General features: G+C 44.3%; 18 protein-coding genes, 1 rRNA gene, 1 riboswitch and 1 other annotated feature. Of the genes, 17 read left to right on the forward strand and 2 right to left on the reverse strand.

The annotated features are described in order from the left end of the window. Positions 1 to 54 precede the first annotated feature (54 nt). From GSF08_RS04695 to GSF08_RS04740, 10 genes are all read left to right on the forward strand, one after another. A complete protein-coding gene (locus tag GSF08_RS04695) occupies positions 55 to 1,629 on the forward strand; it encodes a ClC family H(+)/Cl(-) exchange transporter (RefSeq protein ID WP_160624651.1) in 1,575 nt (524 codons plus the stop codon). 277 nt (positions 1,630 to 1,906) lie between these two features. Beyond that, positions 1,907 to 2,338, forward strand: a complete 432-nt coding sequence (mraZ, locus tag GSF08_RS04700) for a division/cell wall cluster transcriptional repressor MraZ (RefSeq protein WP_160624652.1) — start codon at positions 1,907 to 1,909, stop codon at positions 2,336 to 2,338. Continuing rightward, positions 2,338 to 3,270 carry a 16S rRNA (cytosine(1402)-N(4))-methyltransferase RsmH gene (rsmH, locus tag GSF08_RS04705; protein ID WP_160624653.1) on the forward strand — a complete coding sequence of 311 codons (933 nt, stop codon included), beginning with the start codon at positions 2,338 to 2,340 and terminating at the stop codon, positions 3,268 to 3,270. The genes mraZ and rsmH overlap by 1 nt, the downstream gene beginning before the upstream one ends. A 5-nt stretch (positions 3,271 to 3,275) precedes the next feature. Continuing rightward, positions 3,276 to 3,575 carry a cell division protein FtsL gene (locus GSF08_RS04710; protein ID WP_160624654.1) on the forward strand — a complete coding sequence of 100 codons (300 nt, stop codon included), beginning with the start codon at positions 3,276 to 3,278 and terminating at the stop codon, positions 3,573 to 3,575. Between the two features lie 70 nt (positions 3,576 to 3,645). Next, positions 3,646 to 5,835, forward strand: a complete 2,190-nt coding sequence (locus tag GSF08_RS04715; protein WP_160624655.1) for a penicillin-binding protein — start codon at positions 3,646 to 3,648, stop codon at positions 5,833 to 5,835. Between the two features lie 169 nt (positions 5,836 to 6,004). Beyond that, complete coding sequence (locus GSF08_RS04720; protein WP_160624656.1) at positions 6,005 to 7,921, forward strand: penicillin-binding transpeptidase domain-containing protein; 1,917 nt, start codon at positions 6,005 to 6,007, stop codon at positions 7,919 to 7,921. Next, positions 7,899 to 9,338, forward strand: coding sequence for a UDP-N-acetylmuramoyl-L-alanyl-D-glutamate--2,6-diaminopimelate ligase (locus GSF08_RS04725; protein WP_160624657.1), 1,440 nt, complete (start codon positions 7,899 to 7,901; stop codon positions 9,336 to 9,338). The genes GSF08_RS04720 and GSF08_RS04725 overlap by 23 nt, the downstream gene beginning before the upstream one ends. Further along, positions 9,320 to 10,282 (forward strand): phospho-N-acetylmuramoyl-pentapeptide-transferase, encoded by a 963-nt coding sequence (gene mraY / locus GSF08_RS04730; RefSeq protein ID WP_160624658.1) that lies wholly within the window; start codon positions 9,320 to 9,322, stop codon positions 10,280 to 10,282. Before GSF08_RS04725 ends, mraY begins: the two co-directional genes overlap by 19 nt. Position 10,283: 1 nt before the next feature. Beyond that, on the forward strand, positions 10,284 to 11,609 hold the full coding sequence (gene murD, locus GSF08_RS04735; protein ID WP_160624659.1) for a UDP-N-acetylmuramoyl-L-alanine--D-glutamate ligase: 1,326 nt from the start codon (positions 10,284 to 10,286) through the stop codon (positions 11,607 to 11,609). 70 nt (positions 11,610 to 11,679) lie between these two features. Then, positions 11,680 to 12,504 (forward strand): undecaprenyl-diphosphate phosphatase, encoded by an 825-nt coding sequence (locus GSF08_RS04740; RefSeq protein ID WP_160624660.1) that lies wholly within the window; start codon positions 11,680 to 11,682, stop codon positions 12,502 to 12,504. Positions 12,505 to 12,842: 338 nt separating this feature from the next. Here the strand turns inward: GSF08_RS04740 and GSF08_RS04745 are convergent, their stop codons facing one another. Both GSF08_RS04745 and trpS read right to left on the reverse strand, forming a co-directional pair. Continuing rightward, positions 12,843 to 14,048, reverse strand: a complete 1,206-nt coding sequence (locus GSF08_RS04745) for a cation:proton antiporter (RefSeq protein WP_160624661.1) — start codon at positions 14,046 to 14,048, stop codon at positions 12,843 to 12,845. Positions 14,049 to 14,095: 47 nt separating this feature from the next. Further along, positions 14,096 to 14,168, reverse strand: a riboswitch (Fluoride riboswitch). Positions 14,169 to 14,274: 106 nt separating this feature from the next. Beyond that, positions 14,275 to 15,267, reverse strand: coding sequence for a tryptophan--tRNA ligase (trpS, locus tag GSF08_RS04750; protein WP_160624662.1), 993 nt, complete (start codon positions 15,265 to 15,267; stop codon positions 14,275 to 14,277). Positions 15,268 to 15,306: 39 nt separating this feature from the next. After that, positions 15,307 to 15,511, reverse strand: a binding site (T-box leader). A gap of 109 nt (positions 15,512 to 15,620) precedes the next feature. Between trpS and GSF08_RS04755 the strand changes: the two genes are divergently transcribed. The 7 genes from GSF08_RS04755 to GSF08_RS04785 form a co-directional block, all read left to right on the forward strand. Further along, complete coding sequence (locus GSF08_RS04755; protein ID WP_160624663.1) at positions 15,621 to 16,055, forward strand: Spx/MgsR family RNA polymerase-binding regulatory protein; 435 nt, start codon at positions 15,621 to 15,623, stop codon at positions 16,053 to 16,055. 360 nt (positions 16,056 to 16,415) lie between these two features. Further along, on the forward strand, positions 16,416 to 17,597 hold the full coding sequence (locus GSF08_RS04760; protein WP_160624664.1) for an AgaS family sugar isomerase: 1,182 nt from the start codon (positions 16,416 to 16,418) through the stop codon (positions 17,595 to 17,597). Then, complete coding sequence (locus GSF08_RS04765; RefSeq protein WP_160624665.1) at positions 17,598 to 18,080, forward strand: PTS sugar transporter subunit IIB; 483 nt, start codon at positions 17,598 to 17,600, stop codon at positions 18,078 to 18,080. Positions 18,081 to 18,084: 4 nt separating this feature from the next. Next, positions 18,085 to 18,861 carry a PTS sugar transporter subunit IIC gene (locus GSF08_RS04770; protein ID WP_160624666.1) on the forward strand — a complete coding sequence of 259 codons (777 nt, stop codon included), beginning with the start codon at positions 18,085 to 18,087 and terminating at the stop codon, positions 18,859 to 18,861. Next, a complete protein-coding gene (locus tag GSF08_RS04775; protein WP_160624667.1) occupies positions 18,848 to 19,666 on the forward strand; it encodes a PTS system mannose/fructose/sorbose family transporter subunit IID in 819 nt (272 codons plus the stop codon). The genes GSF08_RS04770 and GSF08_RS04775 overlap by 14 nt, the downstream gene beginning before the upstream one ends. Before the next feature lie 61 nt (positions 19,667 to 19,727). Beyond that, a complete protein-coding gene (locus GSF08_RS04780; protein ID WP_160624668.1) occupies positions 19,728 to 20,453 on the forward strand; it encodes a GntR family transcriptional regulator in 726 nt (241 codons plus the stop codon). Positions 20,454 to 20,680: 227 nt separating this feature from the next. Next, positions 20,681 to 20,883 (forward strand): 16S ribosomal RNA (locus GSF08_RS04785); the annotation flags it as partial.

The following is a 20,883-nucleotide window of genomic DNA, read 5'->3' on the forward strand; positions in this document are numbered from 1 at the left end:
GATTTGTAATGAGCTTTGTCTTTGTGCTATGATAAAAAAGAATCGAGGGATAGGATGAGATCGTATAAACGGGGATCAACCCAGCATGTGCTGGGAACAGCCAAGAAATTTAAATATGTGCTGGTGGTAGAAGGACTGGCAACCGGTGCGGCAGCTGGATTGATCGCGGTGCTTTACCGTATTCTGCTGGAGCATGCTGAATCCTTTGTGATGGCTGCGGCTTCCTTTATCAAGGGAAATTATTTGTATATTGCCGGTTGGTTTATTGTTCTCTTGATACTCGGGTTTTTAGTAATGAAAATCAGTCAATGGGAACCGTATATCAGCGGCAGCGGCATTCCTCAGGTTGAGGGCGAGGTGATTTCTTTCATCGATCAGAAATGGTATCGGGTGCTGCCGGCAAAGGCAGTGTCCGGGGTGCTGTGCGCGATCGGCGGGCTGTCTTTGGGACGGGAAGGGCCGAGCATTCAGCTTGGGGCAATGGCCGGTAAAGGATTGGCGAAAACCTTTCATCGAGCTAAGGTAGAAGAACATCTGCTGCTTACCTGCGGAGCAGCTGCCGGTTTGTCCGCAGCCTTTAATGCACCGCTTGCCGGGGTGATGTTTGCCTTAGAGGAAGTGCATAAGAATTTTAATGTCAATGTATTGATATCCGTCATGTGCGCTTCCGTGACCGGAACCTTTATCTCTCAAAATATCTTTGGTCTGGCGCCGGCCTTTCATTTTGTTGTGGAAGAAACGATGCCGCTTCATAATTACGGCTATCTGTTGGTGCTGGGAATCTTCGCGGGCGTGCTGGGCGTCGTCTATAACAAATGCACGATCAAAATGCAGGATACCCTGGCAAGATCTAAATTTAAACCGGGTTACAGTATTCTGCTGGCCTTTTTGCTTGCCGGTATTTTTGCCCTATGTCTGCCGCAAGTGCTGGGCGGCGGCCATCGCATGATTGAAATGCTCACCAATAACGATGCGATGCTCATCAAGACGATGGGCATGCTGCTGGTGATGAAATTTATCTTTTCCTTGATCAGCTTCGGTTCCGGAGCGCCCGGCGGCATTTTCTTCCCGCTGTTGGTGCTGGGCAGCTTCATCGGGGCGATCTTCGCTGTGATTGCGATCCGATATTTCGGAGTTTCATCAATGTATATGCCCAATTTTATCATTGTGGCAATGGCTGGCATGTTTGCGGCCATCGTAAGAGCGCCGATCACAGGAATTATCCTGATTGCGGAAATGTGCGGCACTCTGACCCATCTGCTGCCGCTGGCGGTAGTTTCGATCGCCGCTTATCTTACTGCAACGATGCTGAACTGCGATCCGATTTATGAGAGCCTGCTGCATCGGCTGCTGCTGAAAAACGGTGTCAGCACCGGTGAAGAAAAAGGAGAAAAACTGTTGGTTCAAAATGTTGTGGAGCTGGGAAGCCATATTTGTGAAAAGAAGATCTGTGAAGTCAACTGGCCGCGCCATTGCTTGATCGTCAGTATCGAAAGAGGCGGTAAGGAGATCATACCGAACGGTGAAACGATCATCCATTGCGGCGATATCCTGGTAGCACTGCTAAATGAGGGTGATTCTGCTTACGTGAAGCATGCATTTGCGAAATGCTGCGGCGTAAAAGAATAAGTAAAAATTTTAGATATAGATAAGGATGATGAAGCCCTGAAGAGCTGGGGATGCATCATCCTTTTTTTGGATACGCCGCATCATTCGCCAATTATCCGCAGGAAACGTTGATCTTCTCCAGTCTTTTCCTATCTTTTATCTGAAGCTACAAGCGACCGTTTTATCAATCTCCGCAAATCCATAAATTTCAGGTAATTTTTTATATACAAATAACCCTGAAAACGATATAATAGTGGTGTAAAGTAGCGGAAAGTGGTAGAAAGTGGAGGATTGAAGGATGCTGATCGGTGAATATGCACATAACATCGACGCCAAAGGGCGCCTTATCATCCCTGCCAAATTCCGTGATGAATTGGGTTTTAAAATGATTGTGACCCGAGGACTAGACGGCTGTTTGTGCGTGTATACGCTGGAACAGTGGAAGCTGCTTTATGAACAGCTGATGAAGCTTCCCACGACCAAAAAGGAAGCCCGCATGTATGTGCGCATGGTAACCAGTAAGGCGGCTGAGTGTGAATTAGATGCCCAGGGAAGAATTTCACTGCCGCAGACCCTTATTCAGCTCGCTGACCTGAAAAAGGAGTGTGTCATTTCCGGTACCGGAAATCGCGTTGAAATTTGGGCGAAGGATCGCTGGAATGCAGTTAATGAGGATAACGCCGAATCCTTTGAAGATATGGCTGAAAGTTTGACGGAGTTCTTTCTGTAATGGAACATACTAGTGTTCTGCTGAAAGAGTCGATCGATGCTTTGGCAATTCGATCAAACGGCATTTATGTCGACGGCACGCTGGGACGCGGCGGTCACAGCAGTGAAATTTTAAAGCAGTTGGACAGCGGTCATCTCTATGCATTTGACCGGGATGAAGCGGCGATCAAGGCATCAGATCAGCGATTATCGGGAATTTCTGATCATTACACAATCATCCGCAGCAATTTCGCCAGCTTGAAAGCTGAACTGGCAAAACATGACGTCAAGCATATTGACGGACTGCTGTTGGATTTAGGCGTTTCATCACCGCAGTTTGATGATGCGAGCCGAGGATTCTCTTATCGATTTGATGCGCCGCTCGATATGCGCATGGATCAGCGTCAGTCCCTCAGTGCTTATGAAGTGGTTAACGAATGGGATTATCATGATTTGGTTTCGATCTTTTTTAGATACGGAGAGGAAAAGTTTGCAAAGCAGATTGCCCGCCGTATTGAACAGGTAAGGGATCAGCAGCCGATTCGTACGACATTTGAACTTGTTGACGTCATCAAATCCGCATTGCCGATGAAAGTGCTGAATACCAAAGGACATCCGGCGAAAAAAATCTTTCAGGCGATCCGCATCGCGGTAAATGATGAATTGCAGGAATTACATATTGTATTGCATGATGCGTTATCGATGCTGAATCCGCAGGGCCGAATTGCGGTTATCACCTTTCAGTCACTGGAGGACAGAATTGTGAAAGATACATTTAAAGAATATTCCAGTGTACCGAAGATCGATAAACGCATACCGCTGCTTCCGGAGCAGTTGGAAACACCTCCTTATCGGTTGGTCTGCCGTAAGCCGATCTTGCCGGGAAGTGAGGAATTAATGGAAAATAATCGTGCTCACTCAGCGAAATTAAGAGTGATTGAAAGGATCAGGTGATTGCAGTGGCCAAAATTGTGAAAAAGAAACGCAGATTGCGCGTAGAGCGTTTAGTATCCATGTTTTTTGCTTTATCGATATTCTTATATCTGGGTTCCTCATTGTTTTTACAATCCTACAACATGAGCCTTTCAAAGCTGGATACGAAACGCGAAAATGAAATTATCGCAGCCAAGAAAGATAAAGAATCGATGCGTGTGGCTGTGGAACAGCTGCAGAACCGCGACCGTATCTTAGCGGTTGCGAAGGATGCGGGTATTGACGTAAACCAGGACAGCGTTGTAATTTTAGACGGTAATAATTAATATTACAAAGCATACTGGTAAGTATGATCTTAAGGGATAAGATATACCGCGACTGAAAGGATGTTTTGCATTGAACACAAAGAGATCCAATCGAACGATTACATATTTGATTTTAGTCATCAGTTTAATTGGGGCACTTGTTATCGCAAATGTCCTTTTTACTATGGTTACCGGTATTCATCTGCATTCCGGGCGCAATATTAAGACCGCTTGGGGCGGCAGTGAAACCAGTGTGAACGTGGTAACCGCCTCACGCGGGGTCATTTATGATCGATCCGGCAAGGAAGTGATCGCTCAGGATGTGGAGACATATAAAATCGTTGCCATTATAGATAAGCGGCGTAAAGACGGTGATAAACCGGCATACGTGAAGGATCAGAAAAAGACCGCAAAAGAACTTGCGCCGATCCTTGGTATGGATGAAGATGAGATTTTAAATAAGCTGAAAACCGGTGTTAAAAATGGTTCCTATCAGGTCGAATTCGGCACAAAAGGAAAAAATCTGTCCATTGAACAGAAAGAACAGGTTGAAGCGCTGGAGCTGCCGGGCATTGAATTTGAGAAGTCGGCGAAACGTTATTATCCTAACGGTAAGTTTGCTTCTTCGCTGATCGGCTTTGCGAGCTATGATGAAAAGAAGAAACAGCTTGTTGGCCGCATGGGACTGGAACGTTTTTTAAACAAAGAGCTGACCGGTACCGACGGTAAAGTGAAATATCGAAAAGATGCTGCCGGAAATAAGCTGGCGGGTTCTGAATATGTAGAAAAAAATGCGGTAAACGGGGCAAATGTTACGCTTACAATTGATAAGAATGTGCAGTTGGCACTAGAAAATGCCCTGCAAAAAACGATGAGTGAATTTGACAGTGCCAATGCATGGTCGATCATCATGGAGGTGGAGACTGGTAAAATTTTAGCTTACAGCGGCTATCCTTCTTTTGATCTGAATGAGCTTGATATCAAGGATTATCGTGATCTGCCAAGCCAGTACGCCTATGAGCCCGGTTCGGTCATGAAGGCATTCACTTATGCCGCCGCGATCGATTCCGGTGTCTATCCGGCGGAAGACGCGACGTTTCGATCCGGTACCTTTAATTGGGGCTACAGCGATGAAGAAGGTATTTATCGATCACCGACTCCGGTCGCAGGATTCAGTCCGATTAAGGATGCGCTGGATAAGGATCATGGCATGGTAACTTATGACAAGGGATTTATCCTATCTTTGAATACCGGAATCTGTGAACTGCTGACTTATCATCTGAAACCGGAAGTTTTTATGGATTATTTGGGAAAGTTCGGATTTTTCAAACCCGTTGGACTTTATGGACTGTCGGGAAAGGAAGATGTCGGCTTGAAAAACTTTACGTATCCATCTGATAAATTATCCACCGGATTCGGTCAGGCATCCAGTGTGACCGCACTTCAAATGGTTCAGGCCTATACGGCTATTTTAAATGATGGTAAAATGGTTAAACCTTATGTCATCAACAAAATAGAAGATTCTTATACGAATGAAACGCTTTATAAAGGCAAGACCGAAGTAGTAGGACAGCCGATCAAGGCATCCACTGCACATAAAATCGTAGATCTGATGCATCATGTTGTTAATGATCCGGACGGCTCCGGACAGCGCTATAAAATGGATGACGTCGATATCATCGCAAAGACCGGAACCGGTCAGATTGCGAAGGGAGCATCCTATTCCGCTTCTACATATATTAACTCAGTTATGGCAGCTGCTCCATATGACAATCCCAAAGTATTGATGTATTATGCTTTTGAAAGTCCTCAATTCTTGACATATACAGGTGATTATTTTAAACAGGCTTTCCGCGAAGCACTGATTGCGGAAAATATTACGGGTACTTCCACGTCAAATGAAGATTCCAAAAAGCAGAACAGCGCTTGGAAAAAGTTTGAAATGCCTTCCTTAGTCAATCATTCCTTGGCTTATACGGAAAATAAGATGAAGAATATGAATGTCAATAAGGTAATGATCGGGGATGGAAACAGTGTCATCAAGCAGTATCCGGCTGCTGGCAGCTCGGTGGTTACAAGTCAAAACATATTTATCCTAACTGACGGCAACAATATCACGATGCCGAATATGCTTGGCTGGTCACGTAAGGATGTGGCATCCTTTTGGGATATCACGGGCATACCGATTACGATCAGCGGCTATGGCTCGGTCAGCGAGCAGAGCGTGGCAGCAGGAAGTGTTATCGATAAGGCTACCAGCATTGAAGTGAAATTAAAATAGTCATCAAACAAATTTATTTGAAATATGTATACGATTATCGAAATTTGATTGATGATAAACCTATTTATCAGCAGCTTACCGATTGTGTTAAGCTGCTTTTTCTTTTGTTTATAAAAATCGAACAACATGAATCATCTGATATCTTCATACAATACACTGAGGTGTGTATATGATTAGAGGAAAAGTAAAAAAGAGAATGGATCGCATTTTTTTATGCACGGTACTGATCTTTTCTTTAATTTTAGGTAAACTTGGCTATGAACAAATTATCCATCATGAAAATATTATGGAAAAGGCAATGGAGCTGTGGGAACGTGATTTTACCGTAGCAGGTCTGCGCGGCAGTATACTTGATAAAAACGGTAAGGTGCTGGCGCAGGATATTCCATCCACCTCGGTTATGGTGGTACCGGCACAGATTGAAAAGCCGAAGCAGACCGCAAAAACACTGGCTGAAATATTGGGTGCGGATGAATCAAAAATTTATAAGACGATTACCAAACATGTATCGACTCAGAAGATTCAGCCGGAGGGCAGGCTCATCAGTGATGATCGAGCCAAGAAGCTGGAAGAGCTGGATCTTCCCGGTGTTTATCTGGTCCAGGATTCGCTTCGTCACTATCCAAATAATGCTTATCTGGCACAGGTGCTTGGTTTTACCGGTATCGACAACCAGGGATTAGCTGGATTGGAGCTTCAATATAACGATATTTTAACTGCAAAATCGGGAAGTCTGAACATTCCTTTCGATGCGAAAGGGCATAATGTCACACTGTATCATGAATCCTATGAAGCTCCGGGAAAGGGGCTTGATCTGGTACTTACAATTGATTCCTATATCCAGGATGTCATTGAACGAGAATTAAATAATCTGATGAAACGCTATCATCCTGATCAGGCACTCGCCTTAGCGATGAATCCGAAAACCGGAGAAATATTAGCCATGGTTTCCAAACCGGATTTTGATCCTAATCATTATCAGCAGTATTCCAAAGATGTATATAATCGCAATCTGCCGATTTGGATGAGCTATGAACCGGGCTCTACTTTTAAAAGTGTGACATTTGCTTCCGCTTTGGAGCTGAAGCTGTTTGATATGTTTAAGGACACCTATTATGACAAGGGATATGAAATGGTCGGTGGGGCCCGTATTAAGAGCTGGAAAGCCGGCGGACACGGGCAACAGACATTTCTGCAGGTACTGGAGAACTCCTCTAACCCAGGATTTGTTGAAATATCGCGGCGGCTGGGGTTGGATAATGAATATGAATATGTCAAAAAATTTGGATTTGGAGAAAAGACCGGTATTGATCTGCCGGGTGAATCCAAAGGTATCATGTTTAAGAAATCGGCAATGGGAGAAGTCGAACAGGCTACGGTTGCCTTTGGTCAAGGGTTGAGTGTTACTCCGATTCAGCTGGTAACGGCTTTCAGTGCAATCGTAAACGGCGGTACGCTGTATACGCCGTATATTACCAAAGCTATTCTCGATCCAATTACACAGGATCCGCTGCTGGAGGTCAATCCTACAAAAAAACGGCAGGTTATCAGTAAAGATACGAGTGAAAAAATGAAATATGCGTTGGAGAGTGTCGTCGCAAACGGCGGCGGCAAGAATGCATATATCAAAGGGTATAAGATCGGCGGTAAAACCGGTACTGCACAGAAGGCGGTAAACGGAGTGTATCTGTCGAATGAATATATTCTTTCGATGATCAGTGCGGCGCCGATTGACGATCCGGAAATTGTGATTTATATCGCGGCCGATGCACCCAAAAATGATGTGCTGTATGGCGGTACGGTCATCGGTCCGGTGCTGAAAAACTGTTATGAGGATATTCTTCCGTATCTCAATGTGAAGAAAACAGACGATCAAATTCCAAAGAAAAAGATGTGGCTGGACCTAATCGATATTCAGGTGGATGGTTTTATTGGAAAAAATAAAGATGAAGTGAAGCAGGAAGGCTTGGTGTTTGAGTTTGTCGGCGAGGGAGATAAGGTTGTGGAGCAGCTTCCGAAAAAAGGAACTACGCTGAGTGAAGGCGGAAAGGTGTGGATATATCTTGGTAAAGATAACGTTAAATAAGCTGTTAAAGTGTATTGGCGTAGCCTGCCAGACAACCATTGAAGTGCAGGGAATCACCGATCGCAGTGATGAAGCGAAACAAGATTGGTTGTTTATCAGTCTGCATGGAACAAGAGACAGCGGTGAGAAGTATTTGGATGAGGTGCTGGCAAAGGGAGCATATGTGCTTAGCAGTGAGCCGCATGATGATGAACGCATCTTTTTTCACGAGCATCTTCATAAGGCTGCGGCAGAGCTGCTGGATGTCTACTATGCACGCCCCTATGAGAAGCTGCATGTGTGCGGTGTAACCGGGACAAGCGGTAAGACGAGCGTGTCCTCGCTCTGTGTTCAGCTGTTGAATGCTCAGGGGCTGAAAACAATGCTGATCGGAACCAATGGCATCCAGTATGAACAGCAAATGATACCGACCGGCAATACAACTCCCTCATTGTTTATTTTGATGCGCTGCCTTCATGAAGCGCTTGAAAGAGGCATTACCCATGTCGTTATGGAGGTTTCTTCCCATGCTGTCGCAACCCATCGCATCGGCAATATCCGTTATGATGTGATTATCTTTACCCGTATTACCAGTGATCATCTGGATTTTCATTTTACACAATCGCAGTACCGCTACACCAAGTTTAAGCTGCGTTTTTCGCTGAAGCCGCAGGGCACCGTGATTCTTCATAATGATGATCAAAAAATGCGTGAGTTCTATCAGCTGAATCATCATAAGCTGATCACATACGGCTTTCAGGCAGCGCATTTTACTGCTGAAAGTCCGGTTGTCACCGATCGTGACAGCAGCTTTGTGATGCATGATTATACTTTTCACAGTCCCTTATTGAGCGATGTGAACATCTTGAATACGGCAGCGGTGATCGCCTATGGCCGGCTCATTCAGGTAAGCTATGCAAAGCTGCAGGAAACGGTATCACGTTTTCAAGGCATTCCGGGGCGATTGGAATGTATTCGCACGCAAGCATATACGATCTGGATCGATTACGCGCATACCAGCGACGCGCTTAAGAATGTGCTGCTGTTTGCTGAAAAGGTGAAAACAAATCGCATTATAACCGTAATCGGCTGCGGTGGGGAACGGGATCGGATCAAGCGTCCGCTGATGGCAGAATTAAGTGCTCATTACAGTGATTTGACCATTCTCACAGCAGATAATCCGCGCAGCGAATGGCTGCCGCAGATTCTGTTCGATATGTGTCCCGAACCGAAACCGAATACGGTGATTATTGAAGATCGTAGGTGTGCGATAAAACATGCTGTTAAAAATGCCGGTAATGGTGATATAATAATAATCGCCGGTAGAGGAAATGAAGCATATCAAACCATCTACGGACAGCGAATACGATTTCTGGATCAGGACGCTGTCAAGGAAATTTTACTGAGGGAGGAAGTTCCATGGATTTCAAATATATAGCTGCACTGGTAATCAGTCTGGTCATTACACTCATCGCAATGCCCATGCTGATTCCCTTCTTACATAAGATTAAATTCGGTCAGGAGATACGTAAGGACGGCCCGCAGTCGCATTTGATTAAGGGCGGTACCCCGACGATGGGCGGTGTCGTATTTATCCTTGTACCGCTGTTAGTTCTTGTGGTGCTGGATCATACAGCATTCGCATCCAAAGAGATGCTGCTGGTGGCGATGGCTTATGTCGGTTATGGTATGATCGGTTTTCTGGATGATTATATAATTGTTGTGAAAAAAGATAATGTAGGACTTCGTCCCGGTATGAAGTTTCTGCTGCAGTCAATTCTGGCAGTTGCCTTTTATCTGTTTTATCGCAATATCGCATCTTCGACCGTATACATTCCTTTGCTTGATCAAACCCTGGATCTGGGATGGCTTTACTTTGTTCTCGTATATATTATGTTTACGGCAGAGAGCAATGCGGTTAATCTGACCGATGGACTGGATGGTTTAAGTGCCGGAACGGTCATCATCGCAATTTCTCCCTATGTGATTTTTGCTTTGCTGCAGGATAACAAGGATTTGGCAATGCTGCTTTTGGCAGTGGTCGGAGCATTGCTTGGCTATCTTCGCTATAATCTGCATCCGGCTAAAATATTCATGGGTGATACCGGATCATTAGCACTTGGCGGCTTGTTAGCCGCAACCGCAATGGTATTGAAACAGGAATTACTGCTGGTGATTATCGGCGGTGTATTCTTACTGGAAGTGCTGTCGGTAGTCATTCAGGTTACCAGTTATAAATTAACGAAAAAGCGAGTGTTTAAAATGGCGCCGCTACATCATCATTTTGAATTGAGCGGTTTCAAAGAAACACAGGTAGTATTGATTTTTTGGTCCATGGGATTGGTATTTGCGGCAATCGGCTGCTGGTTGGGAGTGATGTAGGATGGATTTTAAGAACAAGAAAGTTTTGGTTATCGGCTGTGCTAAAAGCGGTGAAGCAGCGGCAAAGCTGCTGTTGGCCCGCGGCGCGGATATTACGATTACCGACAGCGCATGTATCGCTCATAAACAAGCTTTGCAGGATATGGGTATTGCGGTTTTTGACGGCGGCCATCCGGACTTCTTGCTGGATGGCGAGTGGGATTTCATTGTAAAGAATCCAGGCATTCCATATCATAATCCATTCATCAAAAAATTTGTGGAAAAGCATACGAAGATTTTAACTGAAGTGGAAATTGCCTATGCGTGTGCACCAAGGTTCCATTACGGTGCGATTACCGGTACCAATGGAAAGACAACCATCACTTCGATTCTCTATGAACTGCTTCAGGAAAATGGTCGGGCATTAGCAGCCGGCAACATCGGCTGTCCGCTTAGTGAACAAGCCCTGATCTTTGGTGAGGAAGAAAAGGATATTGCTTTGGAGCTCAGTAATTTTCAGCTTCTGGGCATTGATACATTCCGCCCTGAGGTCAGTGTCGTCTGTAATCTGGCACCGGATCATCTGGATTATATGGACAGTGTGGAGGCTTATTATAAAAGCAAAATGCGGATTTTTAAAAATCAACACAAGGATGACTGGTTCTTACGCAATGTCGATGATCCGCTGGTAATGAAATATGCGAAGGATATTCCATCGACGGTCATTGATTTTTCCCTGATTCGCCAGGATGTAGATCTATATCGCAAAGACGGGGGCATCTATCTGCATGAACAGCTGCTGTTTCATCAGAATGATTTAAAGATCGTCGGTGATCACAATGTCGCAAATGCCATGGTGGCTGCCTGCATGGCATATAAGCTGGGTGTATCAATACCCTCCATCCAAAAACGAATCAAAGCATTTCAGGCAGTGGAACATCGCTTGGAATATATCGGTGAACGAAACGGGGTAACCTTTTACAACGATTCCAAGGCAACCAATACCGGAGCGGTTGTGACCGCTTTGCAGTCCTTTGAGAAAAATATAATTCTGTTAGCCGGCGGTCATGATAAGGGGATTCCCTTCGATGAATTGAAAGAATTTGATGATCGAATCAAGTGCTGCATCGCCTTCGGAGAAACTCGTCATAAATTTCAGCCGATCTTCTCGCATGTAAATATTTGTGAGACGATGAAAGAAGCGTTTGATCGAGCGGTAGGACTTGCAGCTCCCGGAGACGTGGTCGTGCTTAGTCCGGCATGCTCCAGCTATGATCAATTTAAAAACTATGAAGAACGAGGTCGTATCTTTAAAGCATATGTACTGGAATATCTTCAGCAAAACTAATCTGTTCCTCATCATGAATTGTAATTCTGATTCCTATCGGATACAATAAACACAAAAGGAGTACGACTATATGGATATGATAGAGATATTAAAAGCCGTCGTTCTTGGAATTATCCAGGGAATCACGGAATGGCTGCCGATCAGCAGCACTGGACATTTGATATTATTTGATAAAATCTGGCCGATGACATCGACCCCTGCGTTTTTTGAGGTATTTAAAGTAGTTATTCAATTCGGATCGATCATTGCGGTCTGTGTATTGTTTTTTCATAAGCTGAATCCGTTTTCCGGACGTAAATCAATCAGTGAAAAGCGCCAAACCTTTGATTTATGGAAGAAGGTTATTGTCGGTTTAGTTCCGATTGCGATTGTCGGACTTCCTTTGGATATGATTCTGGAGGATTACCTGTCCGGCGTTTATGTGATTGCGGCGACATTGATTATTTATGGTATTGCATTTATTGTGATAGAAAGTAAGCGTCATACCCCAACTACAAGATCATTAGAAACCCTGTCGTATAAAACAGCGTTCTTCATCGGATGCTTTCAGGTACTGGCAGCGGTACCCGGCACATCCCGCAGCGGGGCTACGATTTTGGGTGCGATTTTGCTGGGCTGTTCCCGCTATGTCGCAAGTGAGTTTTCCTTTTTTCTGGCCGTGCCGGTAATGGCAGGTGCCAGCGGCTTAAAGCTGGTTAAATATTTTATGAAGGTCGGTATGTTTACGGCTGAACAGTGGGGATTGCTGCTGGTGGGTACGGTTGTAGCCTTCATTGTATCTATCTTTGCCATCCGGCTGCTGTTGAGTTATATCCGTAAGCATGATTTCAAGCTGTTTGGATATTATCGGATTGTCCTCGGCATTATCGTGATCCTGTATTTTACCCTTGTATAAGAAAAACGCCGGCGTTTAGCTGACGTTTTTTATTACAGATCTCGCCAAGAAATTTTCAGTATGTGAATTTGCCGGTAATGAATCAACATGCTATGATGAAAAATAAAGAGGAAGAAGAACATAAGCATGGAGAAAAAAGCAGAACAGTCTCACCAGACTTATCATGAGATGGCTCAGCATGACGGCACTTCCAAAGAAGGGGAATAAGCTGTGGAACTGGTCGGCTGCGGGGTGTACTAGAAAAGCTTACCGCTGTGCATTTATATGGAATTGATCTGATTGCTATAGCGAAGCATTTTATTTCTCACACCGACAAAAGCGAAGATAATTTAGCCCTTTTACGATGCTTCTGCTTTGGAAAGGAGCTTTTTATATGTCATATCCATGCCGATGGCGCCCAGCGGAGCGGTGATCAAAATAGCCAATACCGCAACCGAGAGAACTAGTCTGCCGCAAGCAAGGCCCATAGCGAGCGGAACAGATCCGATCGCAGCCTGTACGGTCGCTTTCGGAAGATAAGCGAGGATACAGAAAAGGCGTTCCTTTCGATTGAGCTTCGTTTTGATCAGACAAATAGAAACTCCGACGGCCCGAAAAATGAGCGCAAGCATAATCATACATACGGCAGCCAAACCAGCAGTCACCGTATAGCGGATATCCACTGCAGCGCCAACCAGCACAAAGAGAATAACCTCCGCCGCGATCCATAGTTTGCCGAATTTCTCCGCCAGCCGTTTTGATACAAATGCTATACTTTTGATTTTTAAGGTGCAGGCCATGCTCATAACCGCAAGCAGACCGGACACAGACACAATACCCTTCAGCCATGTTTCCATCGCTAATAGAATAAAAGATACTCCCAGCACAATGACAACTTTCGTGCTGTTACGTACGTAATGCTTATGTGCATATGCGGTTTCAAAAAAGTGACTGAGAAGATATCCGATAACAGCACCCAAGATCACTCCCAGCACAATGGAAATCGGAATGCTCATAAAATCTAAAATATTTGCGCTTCCTCCTTGCGTCATGTTAATAAAAGTGGAAAACAGCACAATGACAAAAATATCATCACAGGAAGCACCAGCCAAAATTAACTGGGGTATGCTTTTGGATAAGCCGTATTTCATATCGATGAGCTGAACCATGCGCGGTACGACCACGGCTGGTGACACGGCCGCGAGCACGGAGCCCATAACCGCTGCTTCCATTCTGGTTACGCTCAGAATAGAGGGGGCAAACAGTACGAATGCCAAAATCTCAAAGCAAGCCGGCACAAAGGACATCAGGACTGCAGGTCTTCCTACCTTTTTTAATTCCGCAAGATCAAGGGATAATCCTGCCTTGATCAAGATAATGATTAAAGCCATTTGCCGCAATTCCGATGAAATGGATAGAATGGATGGATCAAGCAGATCTAAAACATATGGACCTAGTACAATGCCGGTAGCCAGCATGCCGATAATACGCGGCAATTTGATCTTTTGGCAGATTGAAGCCATAGCTAAGCCTAATAAAAAAATAAACGCAAGTGAAGTCAACATAGCCTATCTCCTTTTAATACAAAAAAACTGATGCATTCTGCGACATAAAAATCACAGAAGTCATCAGCTTATATAAGCGGTTTAGGTTTCCCAAGGGAGAACATCATTCCCTTGAGTATTATATCCGATTCGCTTTAGTCTGTAAACAAAAAATTAGTTTTATATGCTTGTAGAAGGGTATCAGTCATGATCGATTTCGAAGTAATTTGCATATTTGCGTGAAACCTTATTTTTTAAACAGTTTGAAACCTAATTTACGATAGATTTTCGCAACCTTGCGATCTGCAATTACGCTGGCCTTGGCAGCTCCTTGGGCAAGTATTTCTTCCACGATACCGCTATTTTGAATTTCATGGTAGCGAGCCTGCAGACCGCTCAGCAATTCGTACACGGCATCTCCGACTTCTTTTTTCAATTCTCCATAACCCTTGCCGTTAAAACGATCAGCGATCGATTCAATCGCTTCACCGGTAATTACCGATAAGATTTGCATGAGGTTAGCCAACCCGGGCTGCTTTTCAGGATCGTATACAAGATTTGCATAGCTGTCAGTTACGGCGGACATAATCTTTTTACGGGCTACGCTTGGCTCATCCAGTAAATTGATCGTTCCTTTTGGATTGTCTTCAGATTTAGACATCTTCTTGGTCGGATCCTGTAATGAATAAATTTTCGCACCGACTTTTGAAATCAGCGGATCTGGTACACGAAAAACTTCTCCGTAACGGTTATTAAAACGTTCAGCCAAGGTTCTGGTCAGCTCGACATGCTGCTTCTGATCAACGCCTACCGGCACATAATCAGCATCATACAGCAGTATGTCCGCAGCCATCAGTGCTGGATAGGTAAACAATCCTGCAGTCAGATTGGTTTCACCCTTTGCACATTTGTCCTTGTACTGGGTCATGCGGTTTAACTCACCCATATAAGCATGACAGGTCATTGCCCATCCAAGCTGTGCGTGAGCAGGCACATCACTTTGTAGAAACAGTGTTACCTTATTTGGATCCAGACCGCTGGCCAGATACAAAGTGATCAAGTCCTTCGTATTCTGTTTTAGTTCTTTTGGATCGATATTGATCGTGATCGCATGCTGATTGGCGATAAAAATGAACATTTCATAATCATCCTGGTAATCCAGGCACGGCTTGATCGCACCGATATAATTCCCCAGCGTCAATTTTCCCGTCGGTTTAATACCGGTAAGCATTCTTTTCATAAAACTTCCTCCTTTACATAAAAAAACGTCCCTATATATTGTTGGGACGCGAAATGTATGCGTGGTGCCACCCGACTTGTTCTGATTGTATCAAAACCGCTCGTAACGGATAACGGCCGCTGCCGGGGACATGCCCGAACTCCGAAGACCCAATTCATGAAAAGGACAGCGTTTGCTTTCACCGGCCGCAAACTCTCTTCAGCATATCATTTTTTCACTACTTATTCTTCATCATCATTCAAGTTGGTACTATCATACTACTGCCAATTTTAAAATGCAAGGGTGAAAAAACAAACATTTTTCTTTTCATCATTTTGCAGATACTATATAATAATGAGGTAGGAGGTAACTACATGATTATATTATATACATCTCCGGGCTGCGCCAGCTGCCGCAAGGCTAAACAGTGGCTGAAAGACAACCATTTGGAATTTGTGGAAAAAAACATATTTACAACTTTACTGAAAGAAGAAGAGATAAAATATTTACTGCAGCGTTCTGAAAACGGAACCGCTGATTTGATTTCTACCCGTTCAAAAGCATTTCAAGAACTGGGGAAAGATCTTGATGATTTTTCAATGAAGGAATTGGTAGATTTTATCCAAAAAAATCCTTCGGTGATGAAACGTCCGATCATTATCAGTGAAAAAAACTTTGTCGTCGGCTACGATGATGACGAGATTACCTCATTTGTGCCGGGAGAACTGCGAGCGCTGGCTTCAACTGCCTGCAACAGCAGCTGTCCAAATTATCAAATTTGCGGCAAGACGCGAGAAGCAGCTCAATAGACTATCCGAAAGGGTAGTTTTTTTATTGTGAAAAGGGCAGTGATTGTATTCTCTGTGAATGATGAATGTCATACATTATAAGACATTTGTTTTTTACATGAATTCTTGAATAATGCGGTATTACATGTACGGGCAATGAAAGCTGTGATATCCATGTGTAAGGAGGGAAACGAATAAAACATTCAAGCTAATAACGCAGGCAAGCCTGAATCAATAGGGGACAACAACCTATCTTAGAAGGTAAGGATATGGGGAATACGGTATTTATTATGTATTTGTTAATTTTTTGGATTCCAGCATTGACAAAATACATAACTTCTCTTATTATATGTATAGACGTACGTACGAATGGAGGACAAGATGAAATATATTGGAATCGACGAAGAGGAACTAAAAGCCAAGCATGGCTATTATGCGGCTTATGAAATTGAACGTCAGCCGCAGTTGTGGAAACAGGTGTATGAGAGTATTCGATCACACGAATCGGATATTCAGGCATTTTTCTCAAAACTGCATCAGGAAACCAATCTAAAAGTATTGTTGATGGGAGCCGGCAGTTCTAATCTGGCTGCCCGCAGCGTTGCCCATCACGCGGCGATGCACACACCATGGGAGATTGTCTGTGAACCATCAACCAAGGTTATTCTGGATCCGCAGGAATATTTTCAGGCTGATCAGCCGCTTTTGTTAGTTTCCTTTGGAAGCAGCGGAAGTACCCCGGAGGGAGTGGCCTGCAACCGATTGGCGAAAAAAATGGTGAAATCCTTGTATCAGATCATGATCGTCTGTGTGGAGGACGGTATTCTAGTACAGGAAAATGCCGGTCAGGATAATGTTTTGTATATCCCGTTGCCGAAGCAGACCAAGGGTGAAAGCTTTGCGGCCACAGCGGAATTTACCTGCCTGGTACTACAGGCAATGCTGCTGTTTGATTATGAGCATCTAAGTGATTATGAATCCCTGATTCCGTATTTTGCAAGCGAAGCGGATCGTTTATTTCATGAGAACATTTCCATGATGCATGAAATAGCCGCTTCAGACACAGTTTCGCTGACCGCGCTGGGTTCACGGGAAATGGAAGTGCTGGCGGCGGAAACTGCTTTGAAAGCAGTGGAGTTTACAAATGGCCGCTATCTCAGCAATTACAATTCTTCGGTAGAATTCCGTCATGGACCGAAGCTGATTTTGACTTCACCAGTGCTCTGCTTGTTTTACCTTCATCCGGATCCATATATTGCAAAGTATGATCTCGATATGATGAGTGAAGTAAGCGGTGATGAAAATCACGGAACGATTGTCGGATTCGGCTATCAGCCGCTGCCGCAGAAAATCACGAAGCCAAATTTCTATTACGAATTTAAAGCGCATCCGCAGCTTGAACGCTGTCCGGTTGCCGGTATCTTCTTATATGCCTTGGCAATGCAGACCTTTATTACCCTGATTGCTTTGAAAAAAGGGGTGAACGCCGACTGGCCAAGCAGCGATGAGCTCGTGCCAAAGGTGGCAAACCGTGTCAATATCTATGAAAGAGAGGTGCTTTAAATGCCGAATATCGTTTTATCAAGAGTGGATAATCGTCTGATTCATGGGCAAGTTGCAACCAACTGGCTGAAAAATTATGCCGCAAATTTCTGCATCGTGGTCAATGATCGCGTGGCGCAGGATCCGATGGAGCAGAACCTGCTCAGCATGGCAATCGCCAATGCGATGCCGGTGCGTTTCTTCACTGTAGAAAAAACGCTGGAACTGTTACCGGGAGCAGATCCCCGCCGCAAAATAGCCTTGATTTTTGAAAGTCCCCTCGATGCTTTGAAATTGGTTGAGGGAGGAATTGTCTTAAACGAATTGAATATCGGAAATATTCATATGGCGGAGGGGAAAGAAAAGCTATTTAAAACCGTTTATGTGAATGAAGCAGAGAAAGCCGCTATCAGTGAGCTGATGAAGCGTGGGGTACATGTGGAATATCGGATGCTGCCGTCAGAAAATTCAGCTGATTTTGCGGCTGTCATAAAGGAGGATTAGAAAGATGTCTATTGCACAGGCACTGCTTATCGCATTGATCGCCGGTTTGGCCGGTGTGGATTATTATATGGAAGTGTTTCAGACATACCGTCCGTTGGTGTTAGGTACGATCATCGGTATCGCTATGGGTGATGTTAAAACCGGTCTTATGATCGGTGCCACATTTGAATTGATGTGGATGGGACTCATGCCGATTGGCGGAGCACAGCCGCCGAACATGGTGATCGGTACGGTCATCGGTGTCGTATTTGCTATCGCCAGTCACGAAGGAGCTTCTACGGCTATCGGTATCGGCGTTCCGTTTTCGATTTTGATGCAGGGGATCATCACCCTGATCTATACCGTATTCTCCATGTTTATGCCGATCGCTGATGGATTTGCGGATAAAAATAAAACCAAGGGCATCGAAGGTATCCAGTTCGGCGCATTGGCAATTGTCTTTATTTGTTACTTTTTGGTGGCATTCCTGCCGATTTATCTGGGTGCTGATAAAGCGCAGTTTATCGTATCACTGCTGCCGACCTGGGTGGTGGACGGTCTTACGGTGGCCGGAGGCATTATGCCGGCAATTGGCTTCGCGATCCTTTTGAATACGATGTTTAAGATGGAATATGTTATTTTCCTGGCACTCGGCTTTATCTTTGTAGCTTACGGCAATCTGCCGATTCTGGCAGTTTCCGCAATTGCGGCTTGTATTGCCGTTTACGATTACTATATCTATCATCAGAAAAAAGAAGTTATTGCGGTAGCGGAAGAGGAGGATTATCATGACGGACTCTAAAGGATACATGGATACAAAACCGGGTGTGATCACCAAAAAAGATCTGAATAAAGTTGCTCTGCGCACGATGCTGATCAATGCTTCGTTTAACTATGAGCGCATGCAGGCTATCGGTTTTACATACTCCCTGCTGCCGGTTATCAATAAGGTACATACCAATGAAGCTGACAAGCAGACCGCGCTGCATAATCATTTAAACTTTATCAACTGTCATACGTATGTGATCAGCTTGATTCTGGGAATCAGTGCGGCGATGGAAGAACGTAAGGAAAATCCCGAATTGATCAAGAGTGTAAAGGTTGCATTGATGGGACCGCTGGCTGGCCTCGGAGATTCGATGATCTGGTTTACGATCATGCCGATTTTGGCTGGTATCGGAGTGAGCTTCGCGATGGACGGCAATATTTTGGGTCCGATCTTCTTTATTCTGGCATTCAATATCGTGGAGAACCTGGTGCGCTTTGGATTTGTCCATTGGGGCTATTCACTGGGGGTCGGGGTTATCGATCGTTTAAAGGATATCAGTGAAAAAGTTGTGCGCTCCGCATCGATTCTTGGAATGACGGTGATCGGCGCATTGATTGCATCTTATGTATCTTTGAGTACCAAGCTTACGATTACTGCCGGTAAGGCAAAGGTTGCCCTGCAGGCTGATTTATTTGATAAGATCATGCCTTGCATGCTGCCGCTGCTGTATACATTATTTATTTTCTGGCTGATTCGTAAGAAGAAAGCAAGTCCGATCCTCTTGATCGCGCTGACAGTTGTATTTTCTCTGGTTGGCGTATATTTCAAAGTCTTTTAACCGTAGCGAGGTATATTTTTCCAAAATAGGTATGGTATAATGAGAAAGGCAGGTGATAGGAATGGCATTTGATCGCAGACCGCTTTATGTGGTAATCATGGAGAGCGTTCAGAACTATATCAGTGACCGTGGATTAAAGCCGGGGGAACAAATTCCCTCTGAAGTGGAACTGATGAATCAGTTTCAAGTTAGTCGTGCAACGGTTCGGCAGGCAATGCAGGAATTGGAAAATGAGGGTATCATTGAAAAAAAGCATGGTTTAGGAACCTTTGTTGCTGAACCGAAGGTATCTATTGAAATGAATGGATTCTTCAGTTTTAATGAGGAAGCAAAGAAGCTCAACCAAACTCCGCATACCTTGATTACTCAGTTTGAGCGGATGAGATGTCCGTCTAAGAAAATACAGCAGCGTTTATCCCTGTCTTCGCAAGAAGAGGTTATTATGATCCAGTGGCTTCGTCTGATCGATGAAGATCCGGTGCTGTTAGAGACAACCTATTTGCCGGGCAAACGATTTTTATATCTGCATCAGGAAGAACTGGAAAATCAGAGCTTATACGATGTATTCTCCCATAGCGGTATCCGCATGGTGCACGGTAAAGAAAAATATCGCCCGTATTTGCCAAATGAAGAAGAACAGCGCTTACTGGATTTGGAGGATAATGTACCGACCTTTCGATTCTCCCGTCTATTGTTTGAAAAAGATACGCCGGTTGAGTATACGGTATCGGTTTTGAAGAGCGGTAAAATTGCTTTAGAAGCTGTAATCGAAAAGAAAATATCATAAAAATCTAAACAGATGTGTTCATGCTATTTGACACGTCTGTTTTTTTGTTTTGAAACAAAAATAAAAAAGGTAAAGAAAAGGATTGACATAGGTAGAAGAGATTTGCTATTATATACAAGCGCTCAAGCGAGGGCGACGATCTTTGAAAACTAAACAGAATACGTCAATTCAAAAGAAACTCAAGAAAACAGAAACGTGAAAGTGTAAAGAAGAGCTAAACAAACAATCAAATGGAGAGTTTGATCCTGGCTCAGGATGAACGCTGGCGGCATGCCTAATACATGCAAGTCGAACGCACGGAAAAGAGAGCTTGCTTTCTTGGAAGTGAGTGGCGAACGGGTGAGTAACACGTAGGTAACCTGCCCATGTGCCCGGGATAACTGCTGGAAACGGTAGCTAAAACCGGATAGGTGAGGAGAAGGCATCTTCT

It is taken from the genome of Copranaerobaculum intestinale (assembly GCF_009831105.1).
Taxonomy (GTDB): domain Bacteria; phylum Bacillota_I; class Bacilli_A; order Erysipelotrichales; family Erysipelotrichaceae; genus Copranaerobaculum; species Copranaerobaculum intestinale.